The organism is Emticicia sp. W12TSBA100-4 (assembly GCF_040253585.1).
In the GTDB taxonomy this organism is placed as follows: domain Bacteria; phylum Bacteroidota; class Bacteroidia; order Cytophagales; family Spirosomataceae; genus Emticicia.
The window spans coordinates 196,492-215,136 of sequence record NZ_JBELAU010000005.1 but is presented as its reverse complement, the minus strand read 5'-3'; the positions used below and the strand labels follow the sequence as shown (position 1 = coordinate 215,136).

13 protein-coding genes are annotated in these 18,645 nt (G+C 38.7%); 3 read left to right on the top strand and 10 right to left on the bottom strand.

Translation table 11 applies throughout. From position 1 onward, the window contains the following. The first annotated feature begins 164 nt into the window (after nucleotides 1-164). Nucleotides 165-2,066: an acetate--CoA ligase gene (gene acs / locus ABR854_RS08410; RefSeq protein WP_350264963.1), complete on the top strand. Its 1,902-nt coding sequence runs from the start codon at nucleotides 165-167 to the stop codon at nucleotides 2,064-2,066. A gap of 49 nt (nucleotides 2,067-2,115) precedes the next feature. On the opposite strand, the gene ABR854_RS08405 is transcribed toward acs, so the two are convergent. The 10 genes from ABR854_RS08405 to ABR854_RS08360 form a co-directional block, all read right to left on the bottom strand. Then, nucleotides 2,116-3,753, bottom strand: coding sequence for a hypothetical protein (locus tag ABR854_RS08405; RefSeq protein ID WP_350264962.1), 1,638 nt, complete (start codon nucleotides 3,751-3,753; stop codon nucleotides 2,116-2,118). A 234-nt stretch (nucleotides 3,754-3,987) separates the two neighbouring features. Continuing rightward, nucleotides 3,988-6,219 carry a hypothetical protein gene (locus ABR854_RS08400; protein WP_350264961.1) on the bottom strand — a complete coding sequence of 744 codons (2,232 nt, stop codon included), beginning with the start codon at nucleotides 6,217-6,219 and terminating at the stop codon, nucleotides 3,988-3,990. After that, nucleotides 6,192-7,382 (bottom strand): BatA domain-containing protein, encoded by a 1,191-nt coding sequence (locus ABR854_RS08395; RefSeq protein WP_350264960.1) that lies wholly within the window; start codon nucleotides 7,380-7,382, stop codon nucleotides 6,192-6,194. The genes ABR854_RS08400 and ABR854_RS08395 overlap by 28 nt, the downstream gene beginning before the upstream one ends. Nucleotides 7,383-7,393: 11 nt before the next feature. Continuing rightward, the gene (locus ABR854_RS08390; protein WP_350264959.1) at nucleotides 7,394-8,257 is read right to left on the bottom strand and encodes a DUF58 domain-containing protein; all 864 of its coding nucleotides are present in this window, start codon (nucleotides 8,255-8,257) and stop codon (nucleotides 7,394-7,396) included. Between the two features lie 9 nt (nucleotides 8,258-8,266). Then, nucleotides 8,267-9,244 (bottom strand): AAA family ATPase, encoded by a 978-nt coding sequence (locus tag ABR854_RS08385; RefSeq protein ID WP_350264958.1) that lies wholly within the window; start codon nucleotides 9,242-9,244, stop codon nucleotides 8,267-8,269. A gap of 70 nt (nucleotides 9,245-9,314) precedes the next feature. Further along, nucleotides 9,315-9,929 (bottom strand): DUF4159 domain-containing protein, encoded by a 615-nt coding sequence (locus ABR854_RS08380; RefSeq protein WP_350264957.1) that lies wholly within the window; start codon nucleotides 9,927-9,929, stop codon nucleotides 9,315-9,317. Nucleotides 9,930-10,008: 79 nt separating this feature from the next. Further along, on the bottom strand, nucleotides 10,009-11,346 hold the full coding sequence (locus ABR854_RS08375; RefSeq protein WP_350264956.1) for a TldD/PmbA family protein: 1,338 nt from the start codon (nucleotides 11,344-11,346) through the stop codon (nucleotides 10,009-10,011). Nucleotides 11,347-11,488: 142 nt separating this feature from the next. After that, nucleotides 11,489-13,093, bottom strand: coding sequence for a TldD/PmbA family protein (locus tag ABR854_RS08370; protein ID WP_502881188.1), 1,605 nt, complete (start codon nucleotides 13,091-13,093; stop codon nucleotides 11,489-11,491). A gap of 262 nt (nucleotides 13,094-13,355) precedes the next feature. Then, on the bottom strand, nucleotides 13,356-14,708 hold the full coding sequence (locus ABR854_RS08365; protein WP_350264954.1) for a TldD/PmbA family protein: 1,353 nt from the start codon (nucleotides 14,706-14,708) through the stop codon (nucleotides 13,356-13,358). Nucleotides 14,709-14,854: 146 nt separating this feature from the next. After that, nucleotides 14,855-16,498, bottom strand: coding sequence for a TldD/PmbA family protein (locus ABR854_RS08360; RefSeq protein WP_350264953.1), 1,644 nt, complete (start codon nucleotides 16,496-16,498; stop codon nucleotides 14,855-14,857). A gap of 405 nt (nucleotides 16,499-16,903) precedes the next feature. Here ABR854_RS08360 and ABR854_RS08355 point away from each other — a divergent pair, with 405 nt between their 5' ends. Both ABR854_RS08355 and ABR854_RS08350 read left to right on the top strand, forming a co-directional pair. Next, nucleotides 16,904-17,956: an aldose epimerase family protein gene (locus ABR854_RS08355; protein ID WP_350264952.1), complete on the top strand. Its 1,053-nt coding sequence runs from the start codon at nucleotides 16,904-16,906 to the stop codon at nucleotides 17,954-17,956. A 56-nt stretch (nucleotides 17,957-18,012) separates the two neighbouring features. Beyond that, nucleotides 18,013-18,606, top strand: coding sequence for a Crp/Fnr family transcriptional regulator (locus tag ABR854_RS08350; RefSeq protein WP_350265116.1), 594 nt, complete (start codon nucleotides 18,013-18,015; stop codon nucleotides 18,604-18,606). Nucleotides 18,607-18,645 lie beyond the last annotated feature (39 nt).

Here is an 18,645-nt window from a genome sequence, read left to right as displayed (position 1 = left end):
ATCCAAATAGGGCTTTAGCCTAAATCGAGTATATTTTGGCTAAAGCCAATTTGATTTTGTACAATTTTACCGTCAGCTAAAGCAGACGGCAATGAAATTAAAAATCAGTTTATTTAGAATTATATCATTTATTCAATTTTAGTACCTTTTTAATATTACCTCAAATGAAAATCAACTCTTTCCAAGAATACGAAGAAGCTTACAAGAAGAGCGTAGAGAATCCCGAAGATTTTTGGGGCGAAATTGCAGCCAATAATTTTGAATGGAGAAAGCCATGGAGAAAAGTGCTGAACTGGAATTTCAGCGAACCAAAAGTAGAGTGGTTTGTGGGTGGAAAACTCAATATTACAGAAAACTGTCTGGACCGCCATGTAAAAGATAAACCAAATCAGCCAGCTATTATTTGGGAACCAAACGACCCAAATGAAGAAAGCGTAACACTTACATACCGTCAATTATTTGAGCGTGTGTGTCGCTTCGCTAATGTTTTGAAGCGTAATGGCGTACAAAAAGGCGACCGAGTTTGTATTTATATGCCAATGATTCCCGAATTATCGATTGCGGTGTTGGCTTGTGCCAGAATCGGGGCGATTCATTCGGTAGTTTTTGGTGGGTTCTCGGCAACTTCAATCGCTGACCGTATCAATGATTCGCAATGTGTGGCAGTTGTAACGACTGATGGTGCAGTGCGTGGAAACAAAGCTATTCCGATGAAAGATACGGTTGATGATGCCATGATTGGTTGCCCATCGGTGAAGAAAGTCATTGTGGCTACTCGTACTCGCACGCCTGTAAGTATGATTAAAGGCCGTGATGTTTGGTGGGAAGAAGAAGAAAAACATGTAACAAGCGATTGTCCAGCCGAAGAAATGGACTCCGAAGACCCTCTTTTTATTCTTTATACGTCGGGTTCAACTGGAAAACCAAAAGGTGTGGTACAAACTTGCGGGGGCTACATGGTTTATGCGGCATATACTTTCCAAAATGTCTTCCAATATAAGCCAGGCATGGTGCATTTCTGTACGGCAGATATTGGTTGGATTACTGGGCACTCATACATCGTTTACGGCCCATTGGCATCGGGTGCAATTTCGGTATTGTTTGAAGGTGTTCCGACTTACCCAGACGCTGGACGTTTCTGGGATATTGTTGAAAAACATAAAGTAAATATTCTTTATACTGCTCCAACTGCTATTCGTTCACTAATGGGTTTTGGTTTAGAATATGTAGAAGGAAAAGATTTAAGCTCTTTGAAGGTGTTGGGTTCGGTGGGCGAACCAATCAACGAGGAGGCTTGGCAATGGTATTCAAAAAATATTGGTAAAGATAAATGCCCAGTTGTGGATACTTGGTGGCAAACCGAAACTGGCGGAATTATGATTTCTGCATTGGCGGGAATCACGCCATTAAAACCAGCTTGGGCATCGTTGCCGCTTCCAGGAGTGCAAATGATGTTAGTTGATGAAAATGGGAATGAGATTTTAGGTGGAGATGTCAGTGGAAACCTTTGCATTAAATTCCCGTGGCCATCAATTTTGCGTACTACTTGGGGCGACCATGAGCGTTGTCGTACTAATTATTTTTCGGCATATCCAAACCTATATTTTACAGGTGATGGTGCCATGCGTGATGAAAATGGCTTCTACCGAATCACAGGTCGTGTTGATGATGTATTGAATGTTTCGGGACACAGAATTGGGACTGCCGAAGTAGAAAATGCCATTAATATGCACACAGGCGTAGTTGAAAGTGCAATTGTGGGTTACCCGCACGACATCAAAGGTCAAGGAATTTATGCGTATGTAATCTGTGAAAGTATGATTCATGACGAAGATTTGACTCGCCGAGATATATTGGCAACGGTTTCTCGTGTTATAGGGCCAATTGCAAAACCTGATAAAATTCAGTTTGTAAGTGGCTTACCAAAAACTCGTTCGGGTAAAATTATGCGAAGAATCTTGCGTAAAATAGCTGAAGGCGAAACCTCAAATTTGGGTGACACAACAACTCTCCTTGACCCAAATATTGTAGAAGAGATTAAGAATGGGGCTGAGGCTTTGAAGTGATTAATGAAAAATGCAATGGCCAAGCTTTCTTTTGAGGGCTTGGCTTTTATTATATCTTCGGCTCAATCCACAAAGCACCTAAAGCCAAAACAAACATCAAAAACCATAACCATTCAGGAAACTCAACTGAAAGTTTCTGGGTTTCACCAGATTTTGTTGGACTGGCGTTTAAATAAGGTTGTAAGAGATGAGATTTAGCAAGCTGTGTCTCTGAATTTTCAACAAAAACCTCAACTGAATCACCCAATTTTTGCCAACCAGTTTCTCGGAAAGTATAATTGACTTGACTTGAAAATGGATTTATGGCTGATTTTTGAGCGTTAACTGTATCTTTTTCTACTATAATTTTTGCTAAAGATTCAGCACTATTAATGGTGATTTCAGTAGGTGAATCTTTGAAAACTGGTGCTGAAAGCGAAACATTTGTTGCGTTGGATGGGCGATGTAGATGCAATGCACCTTGCCAAATTTTCATGTAGCTGAGGCTATCGCCACTTAACATCAGCGGAAACGTTTCATTCAATAAACTAACGCCAACAGTTCCAGTTTTTTTCTGAATAGCAATCGGGAAATCTCCAATACTTTTCTGAAAATCATGGGCTTGAATCGAATACGGCAAGGCCGTTAAGTCTGCCGAAATAGGGATATTTTCTTGGGTGCTAATTCTTTTAAAAATCCAATTTGTGCCAAGTACTTGATTAATACTTTTAGCGGCTAAATCAGCCTGTGAAAGATTAATAAAAAATATACTTTTTCCTTCCGAATATGCTTTTTTTACAAGGCTATTTGCCGCATTCGATGGGTCAGTAATGATAATATCAGGTGTAAAATTAGAATCAATTTGGTTGATTGAAACTGCACTTTGTGTATTCTTGGCTACTGTACTAATTATTTTTACTTGAGTACCATTTCTGCCCAGCCAATCGGCCAAAGTTTTACTTTCAAAATCAGGGTTTGTGAGTATCATCAACACTCGAAACGCCTGGTTTTTTTGAGCAAAAAACTCAATACTTCGTAATTTATCTTCACTGAGAAATAAGTCAAAAGAACTTACTCCAAGTGTAAAAACTGGAACCTTTAGGCTAAAATTATTAAAACCTTTACTCAGTTTTACGCTATCAATAGTCTGTTTTCCCCATTTTAGATACAAAATACTATTTTCAGTAAGGTTTATCTTTCCCGATATTTCTTGCATATCACCTTTTCGCAAGACCGCCGACCAATGTAATTCTTGTAATTCATTTTCTTTAAAACTCGGAATCCACTCAATTGCATGACCAGCAACTTTACTCAATATTTCTGGCTTAGCTTCTTGTCCAACAAGATAAACTTTACCAATTTGATTCGCAAAATTCGGGTTTTCTATCAGACTTTTATCAAAAGATTTCCGAGAAAAACTTTCTTGAATTTTAAGGCTATCTTTCAGTTGATTAACAACGCTCAATGGCACATCAGTGCTATAAACCAAAATCCGATTACTATTAGTCGATATCTCCCATTTAGGATTGATGATGAATAAACAAATTGAAATCCACAAAACTAAGTTTAGTGCAATTTTTGTCTTGAATCGCTTACTTGATTTTTGTTTGCGTAAAGTGAAAAATTGAATACCTGACATAGCAATTAAAGCAATTGCCAAAAGCCAATCGTAAATCGTGAAATTTTGTATGTGTTGAATCAAGTTCATTTATAATAGTAGAGCGAAATTCTATTTTGCTCGTAAAAAAGGATATGTTTGTGCTAAAAATTCAGAACTATAAAGATATTATCTCAGTGAAAAATATTAGAACGCAGATGACACTGATAAATAACTTTAACGCAGATAATCGCTGATTTTTTAAAATCCGTATAATCAGCGTTGGTACATCCGTTTCATCAGCGAGCCATAAGATTGCGACACTATCCTTATAATCGCGAAAATTTATAGCTGCACATGCTTCCAATAGGCTTTTTCTAAGCGTTTTTCGCCTTTGTAAGATTGTGTTTTGGGATTTTTATTACTCGATAAAGTCTTATTAATTAGCCCAAATAATTTAGTTTTTAGTGTCAGTTTATCATCTTCCGATAAATCTTTACCATTGATAAGCTGTTGCAATGAACCTAAAATACTCCAATTGGATAAACTACTATTCACTACTTTATTACTAATGGCCGAACTCAGTTCCATTAACTTCAATTTTTGGGAATTATTTAATGCTTTATTATCGTCTTTGCTCGAAATAATACCCAAAACCTCGGCCATCAATGCCTCAATTTGTTGCTGACTGTATGATTTTTGATACTTGAAAGCAGTATTGAACTTGGTCAATTCACCCGTCATACGTTTTTCTTTTTCTTTAATTGGCGGCGGGTCAAAGCTTGTTTTTTTGACAAAAGTTCGGGCTTTTTGCTGTGCAGATTTCAGTAATTCCAATGCTTTTTTCTCGTACGGAATCGCTTTTTCGGGTTCGTAAAGTCTCAGATGTAATTCCGATTGCCACATTTGTTCCAAAGCACTTTTCAATAAGCTTCTTGTTGATTGCTCGTAAAAAGTATTGGCTTCTCCATCATCGTGCGAATGCACATAATCGGCCAAAAGGCTCGCAACTGGGTCACTTTCATTACTATTTTCCGCCCCGTGCGAGTGTTCGTGTTCGTCATGTTTTTCGCCATCTTCGTGGTCGCCTTCACCCTCATCGTGGTCATGTCTGAAACCTTTCAGCATATCACCATCGGTTTCTACATCGCTCGGTAAGGCATTCACACCGCCAATCGAACCTTCATTTTCTTCGCCTAAATATTGTCCGTAGCGGAGGCGGAGAGCCTTTTGGTCGAAGCCAATTTCGTTGGAAGTGCTATTAAATGCTTCCTTTGAAAGTTTTTTTCGTTGGGCAATCAGTTTTTCGGTATCAATAATTATTTGGCGTTGACTTCTAAAATATTCGGGCATGATATTCATAGCTATCGTTGCCAAATCAGCCTCTTCGGTTTGTGAAGTGTCTTTATAAACAATAAAATAAGTATCCGATTTCGTGAAATTTGGCGTTGGTCGTTTATTATCAAGGGCTGCCCAATAATAGTAAAGTTCATCGCCAGGAGTAAAGTTAAGTGCCTTTAAATCAATGTTTTTACTCACAGTGGTCGATTTGAAATTGGCCTGTGAAATAGGAAATTTCACTTCTCTAAACTTCACATTTTCGCCCGAACCACGAGCCAAAGTTGCCACAATAAATGCTTGATTTACCAAAAAATCATCGGAGATTTTGGCCGAAACCTGTATGTTTTTCGGGTCTTTCAAAAAATGTAATTGATATAATTCTTTTGAAGCAGGTTCAATTTTTGGAGCCAAATCAGGAATTGCTTCGAGTCGATAAAAATCAGATTGATAAATGAGCGAATCGTGCCAATAGGCTTTGAAAGCATACAACCCAGAGCTAATAAGTTGGTCGGAATATTCAAAATTTTCTCCCGATTTTTTGAAACCTACTTCATCTCCTCGATTATTGCTTAGTTTTACGGTCAAATCGTTTGAATGACTAAATTTTAATTGCCATTTTAGCAACGAACCGCTAATGGCCGAAATATTCATATTATCCGACTCATTGCTTGATAAACCTGTGTAAGTAGGAGGAGTGATGCTTAAAGTTGCTGATTCAAATTCGGGTTTTGTGATTGGATTAGTAGGCGAATTTTGTAATAAACTACTTATTTTGGCTTGATTCTGACCAAATTTTAATGATGGGGAGAAAATATAGAAAGCTATGCAACTGACGAAAAGGCCTAAAAACAAAAATAGTTTTTGGTCATAAACCAGCGGTGTTTGATAAGTATTTTTTGAAAAAAGGCGTTCGAGTTGCAGTTGTTCTGCCAAATTAGGTTGCTCGACATTCAGCAGGTCGAGACTGTATTCGGTATCGCCCAACTTTTGGTGAATGAGCTTGATAGCTTCCGTTTTTTTACTTTGAAAAAGCTTTTGTTGAAAAGCCATACCCACAAAGGCAAGCAGCATAGCCACCAAAGCCCAAAGTATAGAATGACTGACCAAAAGCACCAATAAATAAGCCGACCCAGCCACCAATAAACATATCAGAGCAGCAATGGCATAAAGCTGCAAATTAACTTTTGCTATGATTTGTCGGAGTTGATTCATGCGTTTTTCGTAATTGCGAGCCATCGCTCAAGGCCTACTAATAAAATAAAAATCAATAAAAGGCTTTTTGAAAACCACTCGTTCGATGATTTTTGTGGGTATTCCTGAATTTGAAAAATTTTATTTAACTCATTATCAGTCAATGGTTTACTTGATTGTAAGTTGTAAAATTCAATGATTTTGTTGCCTAAAAATTCGGGTAATTGCCCATTAAAAACCCATTCGTTGGTTTGGGGTTTCAATAATTCTTCGAGATAAATTGCGTTTTGGGTATTTTGAACGGTAATCTGTTTCCAAAACTTTGTTCCTGTGAAAATATATAAACTATTTTCCGAAGTTGGCAATGGTTTATCCGAGAAAACTATATCGTATTTTTTATCATTTTTTGCTTCATTGATAATCTCAAACTCCCATTCGTAAATTTCTTTTAGCGTCATTAAGGCGGCTAAAATTTGTTTTTTTTCGTTGGCATCAGCATTGAAAATACCGACTTTTAAAGCTCCATTATTTGCACTTTCTCCTGTTGGTTGAGTTGCATTTTTTGATGTTTTTAAGAGATTGGCTTCATCAACGTAGCTTTTTTTATTTTCTGAAAAAGATAAAAACTTTGTCTGTTTTGATGAGTCAATTACCGAATGAATCCTGAAATCTGTCGGAACAAATATGGCAGGTAATTTTGTCAATGATTGCTGATTGACAAAGTATAGTTCGAGTGTTTGGTTGTTTATTTCATGGCTTATTTCATTGAGTGCAATTTGCATATTCGTTGCGGCAATACTTTTTAATGCTTGCGATGGAATATCATTCATGTCATCAAACTGAACGGGTTTTGATGCTAACCAATAGCATTTTTCTCCTTTTTTGAGTGCTTCTTCAATCTCGAATTTATAATTTTCTACAACTAATTGATTGGGCTGAATAAGATGAATCTTTGCTTTTTCGGTAGAAGATTTTGCCCATTTAATTAAGGGTTTTGATAGAATAAAAACCAAAAGCAGCAATAGTAAACACCTGATAATCAGCAATAAAATATTATCCAGTCGGATTCCTCTCGACTGTTGAAGGTTTTTCTCGCTCAACCACTGAGTGGCCGCCCAAGCAATTACTTTACCTTTTTTTTGATGCCAAAAATGAATGACTATCGGAATAGAAATTGCTAAACTTCCCCACAATATGTATGGATTCAAAAACTCCATTTTTAGAAATTTCTCTTTTTAATTGATTCCAAAATTACGCTCGCTATTGGTGTTTCTAAATTTGCTCTAAACAAATGCACAAACGGCTTTTGCAGAGCAGTTTCAATGTTTTTAAGGTAAGTTTCAGCGTTTTTTCTTACCTCATCTTTTATGGCTTCTGCCTCCAGCTCAATTTCCTGCCCAGTTTCTAAATCTTTGAAGCGATAAAACCCTTTGAGGTTAAATTCCTGCTCATGCTTACCCAAAATCTGAAAAATCAGAATCTCTCGGTGCGGGTTTGCTAAACTCGAAATCAAGCGAATCCATTCATCATCTACTTGCAGTAAATCTGATGCCAAAATCAGTACCTCTTTTTGTTTAGCAGAACTCAATGCAGGAAATTTCGGGTCTTGATTTTGCCATTTTCCATTGGCCTCAGCCTTTTCGAGCGTATATAAAATTCTCTGAAACGATTGTTTACCTGAACTTACTAAAGTCTGTAATTCACCATTTTGAAGACCATATAAACTCATTAAATCTCCTTGTCTGTACCCCAGATATGCCAGCGATGCCAATAAAATTTTACAATATTGTAATCTACTTACATTCTTTTCGGTATAATTCATTGACCCTGATAAATCAATCATAAACTTGAGGTGAAAATTACTTTCGGTCGAAGATTCTCTTACCAAATGTTTATCGGTGCGGGCATATAATTTCCAGTCGATTCGCTTGGGGTCATCGCCAGGTTCGTAGTGTCGGTATTGCTCAAATTCAATGCCGTAGCCATAGCGTTTACTATGGTGAATGCCCAACATCAGTTGTTCACTCACCAGTTTTCCCGCCAATTGTAGGTTATTGAGTTTGATTAGTTCAGTTGTAAGCATGGTCGGATTTTATTTCTTCAACAAATCCTTAATTACATCGTCGGTTGAAATCCCTTCGGCTTCGGCTCGGAAATTTAGTGCAATTCGGTGCCTCAAAATCGGATAGGCGAGGGCTTCAATATCTTCGGGTAGCACCGAAAACCGTTCGTTTAATATCGCTCTGGCTTTTGCACAAAGTACCAATGCCTGACCCGCACGTGGGCCTGCACCCCATTCACACCATTCTTTTACGTAGTTTGAATTTGTTGTAGCTGGGCGAGTCGCTCTTACAATTTGATTGATTTTTACAATTAATTCTTCGCTGATATGTACTTGGCGAGTAAGTTTTTGCAAATCAATGATGTCATTATCGGTCATGATAGTTTGCAAAACTGGTTTGTTTGTGCCAGTAGTACTTTTCAAAACATCTAATTCTTCGTTTTCGGAAGGATACCCAAGCTTAATATACAACAAGAATCGGTCGAGTTGAGCTTCTGGAAGTGGATACGTTCCTGCCTGTTCGATTGGGTTTTGAGTAGCAATAATCAAAAATGGCTTCGGTAAATCATAGTTTGTACCAGCATACGTTACCTTATATTCTTGCATGGCTTCGAGCAAAGCCGCTTGCGTTTTTGGCGGCGTTCGGTTGATTTCATCGGCCAAAACGATATTGGCAAAAATTGGCCCTTGATTAAATTTGAAGAATTTTTTGCCAGTTTCGTGGTCTTCTTCCAAAATTTCAGTACCAACAATATCTCCGGGCATTAGGTCGGGCGTAAACTGAATTCGCTTGAATTTCATATCAAGTGCTTTTGATAAAGTGCTTACCATCAAGGTTTTGGCAAGTCCTGGTACGCCTTCGAGCAAACAATGTCCACCTGCCAAAAGGGAAATCAAAATTTCGTCAATGGCCGTTTGTTGACCGACAATAACTTTGGCAATTTCTTTTTTTAGTAGTGGTAATTTGGCTACTAATGTTTTGTAATGATGAAGTTCTTTGGTTTCCAATTTTCTTTGAATTTTTTCCGTAAGCTAAAGCAGACGGCAATGAATTTTAAATTACGGCTGAATTTTAGACCTAAACCGTCAAGGCATAATTAATAATATTTACTCCAAATTTAGTATTGTCTTCGGCGAGCCAACGTTTGTTTCTGAAATCGTAGTCCCATTCGCAGCCGTAATCTTTATTGCTGTATAAAACCCCGATTCTACCATTGATAATAATTGCTTTTAAGTAATCATGCACGAGGTCATCCCCCCAGCCATTTAGCTCAAAAGTGGTAGTAGGAGGACCATCAAACTGAAAAAAACAATTATAAATTGGATGCGTATTCGGAATTTTTTGAAGGGCTTTTGCTCCGAAAGTTCGAGACATTTCTTGCTCAAATGACTTCGCAAAAAGTCCATCAATATCGTGGTTACAATCATCCACAAATACAAAACCGCCATTTTCGATATATTTCCGAAAATGGTCACGTTCTTGACTCGAAAATTCAACCAATTTATGTCCACTCAAATAGCAAAACGGACTTTTGAAAAGCTCATTACTGCTCAAAAGCACCACTTTTTCTTTTTCATCAATCGGAATAGTTGTGTATTCGACCAAAGAATTAAGAATATTTGAAGGCATTCGCTGGTCGGTATCCCAATCTCCAGAGTTATATTGTATTCTTGTAAAAATAAATGGTTTCATAAAGCCCAGTTAACAGTTGGCAGTTGACAGTGGGCAGTAATATGGTGTGTACTGCCTACTGTTAATTGCCAACTGTGTTTTACACCGCATCAGATAAACTCGAAAATGTAAATTCTCGAATTTTCATGGGTGGTACCATATAATTTTGGTTCGATTCGGTGCTGACCACACGCTCAGTTTTTCCCAACATTTCGAGATTATTGAGCATGATTATTGGGCTTTCATTGAATCGGAAGTTTTTAATTGGATATTTGATTTTTCCATCTTCAATATAAAAAGTTCCATCACGGGTAAGACCAGTCTGTAGAAGCGTTTGTGGGTCAACTGAGCGGATATACCAAAGTTTAGTCACTAAAATGCCTCTTTTTGTGCTTTTTATCATTTCATCGAGTGTTGCATCGCCACCAAGCATAATAAAGTTTGTCGGCGAAGGAATTGGCTTAACACCTTTTTCTTTCGCCCAAAAACGAGAATATGATAAGTTTTTAACTACACCTTTTTCAATCCACATACGTTTTTCTTGAGCTTGTCCATCGCCCGACCACGGAGATGCTGGTAAATCGGCATAAGCAGGGTCAGAGAAAATCGTTACTCGTTCATCGACAATTTTTTCGCCCAATTTTGTTTTTCCACCTTGTTTGCTGAAAAACGAACGACCTTCGTCTGCACTACGGGCATCCATATCGAAATAGATATTTTCGAGCAAAACAGCCGCTGCGGTTGGTTCAAGAATTACAGTATATTTACCTGGTTCGAGTGCTTTGGCATTTTTCGACCCGACTGCTTTCTGAATTGCAATTTTGGTAGCGGCAGCAGTATCGAGTTTATTTACATCGCTAAAACCTTTGATTACATAACCCGAACCTGTGCCGTCTTCGGTGCGAACTGTTAGTGAATAATTGACGTTGGTGCTTTTGTAATAAGCAAAAAGACCTTTCGAGTTCATCATGGCCGAATAGCCTTTCGAGTCTTCCAAAAAACCTGCGGCTATTAATTTTTGCTCACGAGTAAGTTTCAGACTTTTCATCACGGCTTCGGCACGAACATCAGGATTGATATTGCCCGTTGAATCAAAATAACCTTCTGATTTCATGTAGGGTTGAGGCTCCAAAACGCCCATGTATTCAGGATTTTCGGGAGCAAGACGAGCTAATTCCTCGGCACGACGCACCACTTTTTCGAGCGAAGCATCATCAAACTCATCAATTGTAGCTACGCCTACTTTCTTCCCAAAAGCAGATTGAACTTGTAGGTTTTGATTGGTTAATGCACCGCTTGTCGAAACTTCGTTTCGTGCATAACGGATGTTTCCATTAATATTGCCTGATAAATTAATTTCACATTCATCGGCTTTTGAATAGCTTAAAACCTTTTTTAGCAAGATTTTAGCTTCATTTTCTGTTAATATGACTGACATAAATAATTAATGTTGAATGAGTGAATGATAGAGTGAGTGAATAGTGAATTAGTCAAGAATTGGAAATTTGGGAGATTTTATCCAAAATTTTCAATTCGTAACCTCGGCTACGCTCGGTTACCGAAATCGTAATTCGACTTTGTTACACTTTCCTTGCCGTATTAATAACGTTTACGCCATTAAAACGAGCGGTTGAACTTCCGTGCGAAACTGCACTTGATTGCGAAGGTTGTCCTTTGCCATCGAAGAATGAACCTCCCAAACGATAATCACGTTCGTCGCAAACTTTTACGCAAGAATTCCAAAACTCTTGGGTATTAGATTGATACGCCACATCTTTCAACATTCCTGCAATTTGTCCATCTTTTATCTCATAATATAATTGTCCGCCAAATTGGAAATTATAACGTTGTTGGTCAATCGAGAATGAACCATCACCGATAATATAAATTCCTTTTTTCACATCCTTAATCATTTCAGCTACCGAAAGTGGTGTTTTTCCTGCTGCCAACGAAACATTGGCCATGCGTTGGAATTGTACTGACGACCAACTATCGGCATAACAACAGCCGTGCGATTCTTTCTCGCCGATGATGTGTGCTTGGTCACGAATGGCTTGGTAATTGACCAAAGTTCCATCTTTTACCAAATCCCATTGCTTGGTTTTTACACCCTCATCGTCCCAGCCAACCGCACCGAGCGAGCCAACTTGGGTTTTATCAGCAAATAGTGTTACTTCTTTACTACCATAATTAAAGTTTTTGCTTTGCCATTTATCAAGCGTAGCGAAAGAAGTTCCCGCAAAATTTGCTTCGTAGCCTAATACACGGTCAAGTTCGAGTGGATGACCAACTGATTCGTGAATCGTTAACCAAAGGTGCGAAGGGTCAAGCACTAAGTCGTACTTTCCTGCTTCAACCGATTTAGCTGTTAGCTTTTCTTTGGCTTGTTTGGCTGCGGCGGTTACGTCTTCGAGCATATCGTAACCCTTGTTATATCGAGTCGTGATACCCGTAACTTTATCTTTTGGATTTGTCTGTAAATACTCATAACCCATACCAACTGGGGCAGAAAGTGCCTGACGAGTTTCAAATTTACCCGTTTTTGGGTCGATGGCAGTTACAGCGGCAATCGGCCAAATACGGTGAATATCTTGGTCGATGTATGAACCATCCGATGAAGCAAAGTACTTTTGCTCATTGACCATAAACAATACCGAATTGACATAATTTGCCCCATTTTTCAAGGCAGCATCATTTACTCCAAGAAGTAAATCAACTTTTTCTTTGATTGGCACTTCAAACGAATTTCGTTGAATTGGTGCTTTCCAACTTACCTCGCCGTAGCCACTTTGTGGAGCAAGGATTACGGGCTGAGACATAAGTTTTGCGTTGGCTTTCGCAATCGCAACGGCTTCTTCGGCAGCACGAGCAGTGTCAGCTTCAGACTTGGCATCAACTACTGCAGCAAATCCCCAACAACCATTGGCTATTACTCTTACACCTACGCCATAAGACTCGGTATTGACAATGTTTTGTACTTTGTCTTCACGAGTAACCACAAATTGATTGAGATAACGACCGATACGAACATCGGTATAAGTAGCACCTTTGGCTTTTGCTGCATTAAGGGCAGCATCGGCAAGGCGTTTTTTGAGGGCAATATCTATTGCACCATCAATTAATGCTTCTTGCGAAACAGCGTTTCCGATAATCGGAATACCTCCAGTTGGCATATTTGGTATCATGAGTCCACCAAAGCCTAAGCTGGATAACTGGATAAAATCTCTTCTTTTCAAAGCTTTTTCAGTTTTTGTGTAAAATAATAAGTTGATAAAATGAAGTCTAATATAAAAAATAATCTTTCAGCTTAAAAATTGTATTGTTGGATTTTGATAAATGGTAAAAGGTATTGTTGAATGGAAAGCGTTTTCTATGTTAGATGATGAATGTTTGATGTTAAATTTTAAGTTTCCTTAATTCAACATCAAACATTCATCATTCAAAACCTTACACTGCATCAGATAAACTACTAAAAGTAAAGTCTCTGATTTTTAATGGTGGAACTAAACACCCTCCAATTCGAGTCGGAACGCCCATTGCTTCAAGGTTATTAAGCATAATAATTGGGCTTTCGTTGAAACGGAAGTTTTTTACAGGAAATTTAATTTGTCCTTTCTCGATATAGAAAGTTCCGTCACGGGTAAGTCCTGTGTAAAGCAATGTTTGTGGGTCAACGGCACGGATATACCACATACGAGTTACCAAAATACCTTTTTCTGTGCCTTTTATCAAATCGGCCAAAGACTCAGTACCGCCAGCCATAATAAAACCTGATGGTGGTGGAACAGCCTTTACGCCTTTTTTATCTGCCCAAAATCTTGAATAATAGACATTTTTTACAACTCCGTTTTCAATCCAAGAGATTTTTTCTTGCGGACGACCGTCGCTTCCGCCGCCCCCCATTCGGCCTCCGCCGCCCCCACCAAAACCTGAAACTGGAATTTCGATATTACTTGGGTCAGAATAAATATTTACTCTTTCATCAAAAAGTTTTTCGCCTAAACGAGTTCCACCGCCTTTCTTGCTCAAAAAACTACGACCTTCGTCTGCATTTCGGGCATCCATACTACGCATCATGTTTTGCAATAAATCAATTGAAGCGGCTGGTTCGAGAATAACGGTGTATTTCCCAGGTTCGAGAGCTTTTGCTGCACTCGAAGCCAAGGCTTTTTGCATCGCAATTTCGGTAGCTTGTTTGGTACTAAGTTTCGATACATCATTGAAATCACGAATGGCATAACCAGAACCAAGACCATCTGCTGTACGAACTGTAATTGAAAAATCAACCGATGTTGATTTATTGTAGCCAAAAAGTCCTTTGCTATTACCAATTGCCGAATATCCTGCCGAATCTTCCAAATAACCTGCGGCAGTTAAACCTTTTTTCGAGCAAGGCTCGATGCTATCGAAAGCAGCCTTAGCACGATAATCAGGGTCGATATTGGCCGTTGAATCTGCAAATGTTGGAGCTTCAATATACGTTTGTGGCCCGAGCATTGGCATATATTCTGGGTTTTCTGGAGCAAGACGAGCAATTTCCTCGGCTCTTCTTACTGTTTTTTCGAGCGAAGCGTCATCAAACTCATTGATGGTGGCTGTGCCAGAGCGTTTGCCAAAAACTGCCGTAACTGCCAAAGATTGGTCGTAAGACTCACCGCTGGTCGAAACTGAATTTCGGGCATAACGAATATTTCCTGTGCGGCCTCCGCTGAGAGCCACACTCATTTCATCAGCCTTTGAAAATGCTAAAACCTTATCTATTATCTTTTTAGCTTCTTCTTTTGTTAATATTTTATTCATTTGTTTAGTTTTTTAGAAATGAGGTGCAAAGGTTCAAAGGCACATAGTTTTTTTTAATTAATCTTCATTACCATAATCCACTTTCAACTGAATTACTCTGTGCCTCTGTATCTTTGTCACTTTGTGCCTCAAATATGCCTCATAGTTTAAATCTTTCTTCCAGTATTGATTACATTGACACCATTGAAACGAGTGGTTGCACTTCCGTGAGAAACGGCACTAACCTGCGAAGGCTGACCTTTTCCATCGAAAAACGAACCAAAAGTACGGTAATCGTCTTTATCGCAAATCTGCACACATGAGTTCCAGAACTCCTGTGTATTTGATTGATAAGCCACATCATCGAGCATTCCTACGAGTTCTCCGTTTTTGATTTCGTAGAAAAGTTGTCCGCCAAATTGGAAGTTATATCGCTGCTGGTCAATCGAATACGAGCCACGACCGATGATGTAAATACCTTTTTCTACACCCTTAATCATATCAAAAACACTCAATTTTTCTTTACCTGGGCGAAGTGAAACATTTGGCATACGTTGGAATTGAACCGAGTTCCAGTTATCGGCATAGCAGCAACCGTGCGAAGCATTTTCGCCCAAGATATTCACTTGGTCACGAATTGCTTGGTAATTCACCAAAACGCCATCTTTTATTAAATCCCATTCTTTGCAAGGTACGCCTTCGTCGTCATAACCGACAGTTCCGAGCGTGTAAGGTTGAGTTTTATCCGCTACTATATTTACTTGTTTGCTACCGTAGTTGAAAGCTTTTGTTTTCCATTTATCAAGCGTTGCAAATGATGTTCCTGCATAGTTGGCCTCGTAGCCTAATACACGGTCAAGTTCGAGTGGGTGACCAACCGATTCGTGGATTGTTAGTCCGAGGTGATTTGGGTCAAGCACTAAATCGTATTTGCCCGCTGGAACAGATTTTGCAGTGAGTTTTTGTTGGGCTTGTTTCGATGCCATGATTGCATCTTCAACCATGTCGTAAGAGTTACGATACCCAATCAGACCATTTGGAGCGGAAATTTTTTCGCTGGCCAAACCATCCAAATATTCATAACCCATGCCCATTGGCGAGCTGATAGCATCACGAGTTTTGAATTTTCCAGCGGCTTTATCAACGGCCGTAACGGTGAAAGTTGGCCAAATACGGTGTACATCTTGGTCGATGTATGAACCATCAGAAGAAGCAAAATACTTTTGTTCGTTCACAAAAAATAGGTTTGATGTTACAAAACCAGCACCATTTTTCATGGCTTCGCCGTTTACGTTCATCAATAAATCTATTTTTTCTTTGATTGGCACTTCAAACGCATTTTTTACGATCGGAGTTTTCCAAACTACTTCACCAACACCTTTTTGTGGAGCAAGAATGACTGGCTCTTTCTGAATTTTGGCGTTTGCTTTAGCGATTGCTACGGCTGTTTCGGCACATTTTGCGATACCTTCGGGCGTAACATCGCTGGTTGCGGCAAAACCCCAAGTTCCGTTGGCAATTACTCTGATACCTACGCCGTAAGATTCGGCATTGGTGATGTTTTGTACTTTAGTTTCACGGGTGAAGATAAATTGTTGCAAATAGCGACCGATACGAACATCGGTGTAGGTTGCACCTCGTGATTTGGTGGCATTGAGAGCAATGTCGGCCAACCGCTTTTTGGTAGCAATATCAGCTCCAGGCTCAAGAAGATGCTCGGCAGATACCATATTCCCCAATACGGGAATCGAAGAACCCATCATTGCACCCAAACCCATACCCGATAATTGGATAAAATCCCTTCTTTTCATGTTAGGTTGTTGATTGAATTAAAAATGAAATTTATTGTAAAAATGAACAAATATTCGGTGATAAGAAATTTTTTGTCGAAAAAACGATTCATACAAGAACTAAAACTAATGAATAGCGTAGATGTTTGAATGGTTTGATAGACAAATCGGAGTTTTTTAGCGACTTTCTTGAAAGAATGTTTGGTTACTTATATCAAATACCGAAATTTTTCTATAACTCATTTTTACCACGGAGTTAAAATTGAGTATTTCACGGAGTTGCACGGAGTTAGTTAGTCCGTATAACTCCGTGCGAACTCCGTGGTAAAAATTAAAGTCTAACATGTTCATTCCGAAAGTATTTTAAAAAAGATTACGTAGTTTTGCCGAATCAAATCTTTACAATTCTACAAATAATCAACTATAATGAGTATCGAAAAACAATCTTTTGGGAAACTTCCCGATGGCCAAGAAACAAGCCTTTATACCTTAAAAAACACCGCAGGAATGGAAGCCCGAATCACTGATTTTGGTGGAATAATTGTATCATTAACCGCACCCGACCGAGATGGGAATTTTGCGGATGTTGTTCATGGCTGCGATTCATTAGAAGTTTACCTGAAAGGTGTGCCATATTTTGGAGCAATTATCGGTCGTTTTGGCAATAGAATTGCTAAAGGTAGCTTTGAGTTAGATGGTGTAACGTATTCATTACCAATTAATAACGGTGTAAATGCTTTGCATGGTGGCTTGAAGGGTTTCGATAAAAAATTGTGGAATGCAAAGCTAATTGAAGGCGAAGAACCAGCTCTTAAATTAAGCTATTTAGCAGCCGATATGGAAGAAGGTTACCCTGGGAATTTGAGTATTGAAGTGATTTATACTTTACAAGCCGATAATACACTAAGAATTGATTATAAAGCTACTACCGATAAAGCTACGGTTTTGAACGTAACCAATCACTCCTATTTTAATTTGAGCGGAGCAGCCGACGTTCTTGACCACGAGGTAATTTTGCACGCAGATAAATTTTTGCCAGTTGATGCGACTGTAATTCCAACAGGTGAGTTGCGACCAGTAGCAGGAACGCCTTTTGATTTTACTGAAAAACACACAATTGGTGAGCGAATCAATGATACTACCTATGAGCAAATCGTTTTGGGAAGTGGCTACGACCATTGTTACGTATTGACAGATACAAGTTCAGATTTGAGACTCGCTGCGGAGGTGTATGAACCAAAAACTGGACGAGTGATGGAGGTTTTTACAACCGAGCCAGGAATGCAATTTTACTCAGCTAATCACTTAAAAGGTGATATAATTGGCAAAGGTGGAGCTACTTACGGTCGTCGTTCTGCTTTTTGCATTGAAACCCAACATTTTCCAGATTCGCCAAATAAATCGCATTTTCCAACTACGGTTTTAAGACCTGATGAGGTTTATCAATCTACTACTTCGTATAAATTCTCTGCGAAATAATATAGTTTGGGTGGTCAGAATTTACTTGGCCACCCAAAAATCACTTTCTCTTGATAATGCTTTCAGATGCTTCACATAAATTGCTTTTCAAGCAAACCGTTGACGGAATTTATTCGTTATCTGAGGATGATTTTGATGCCTTTTTTGAGTTATTCAAGCCTTTTTCTGCCAAAAGAAAGGAAATATTGACATACAACGGTGCGGTCGAGAAAAACCTATATTTTATTATTGATGGTTTGCAACGAATGTATTTTTCTGATGAAAATGGCCGTGAAGCAACCATTTTGTTTTCTTATTCGGGGAATTTTGGTGGCGTTTTAGATTCGATGATGAATAAAACACCATCGAAGTTTTATTACGAAGCACTGAGTCCATCAATCATTTTGCGAGCGTCATTTACCCAAATCGAACAGTTGATAGAAACAAATCCTAAGATTGAAATTTTATTGAGGAAAGGCCTTATAAGTGCATTTTCGGGCGTTTTAGAAAGGTTGGTCGAGCTTCAATGTTTTTCTTCCGAAGAAAAATTTCGACAATTACTCAAACGTAGTCCACATATTCTGCAAATCGTTCCGCATAAATATCTCGCCAACTATATAGGTATTGATGCCAGCAATTTTAGCAAACTAATAAACTCGGTGCAGATATAAATCTTGGTATTTACCAACATTTTCTAAGTTAATTTAGTC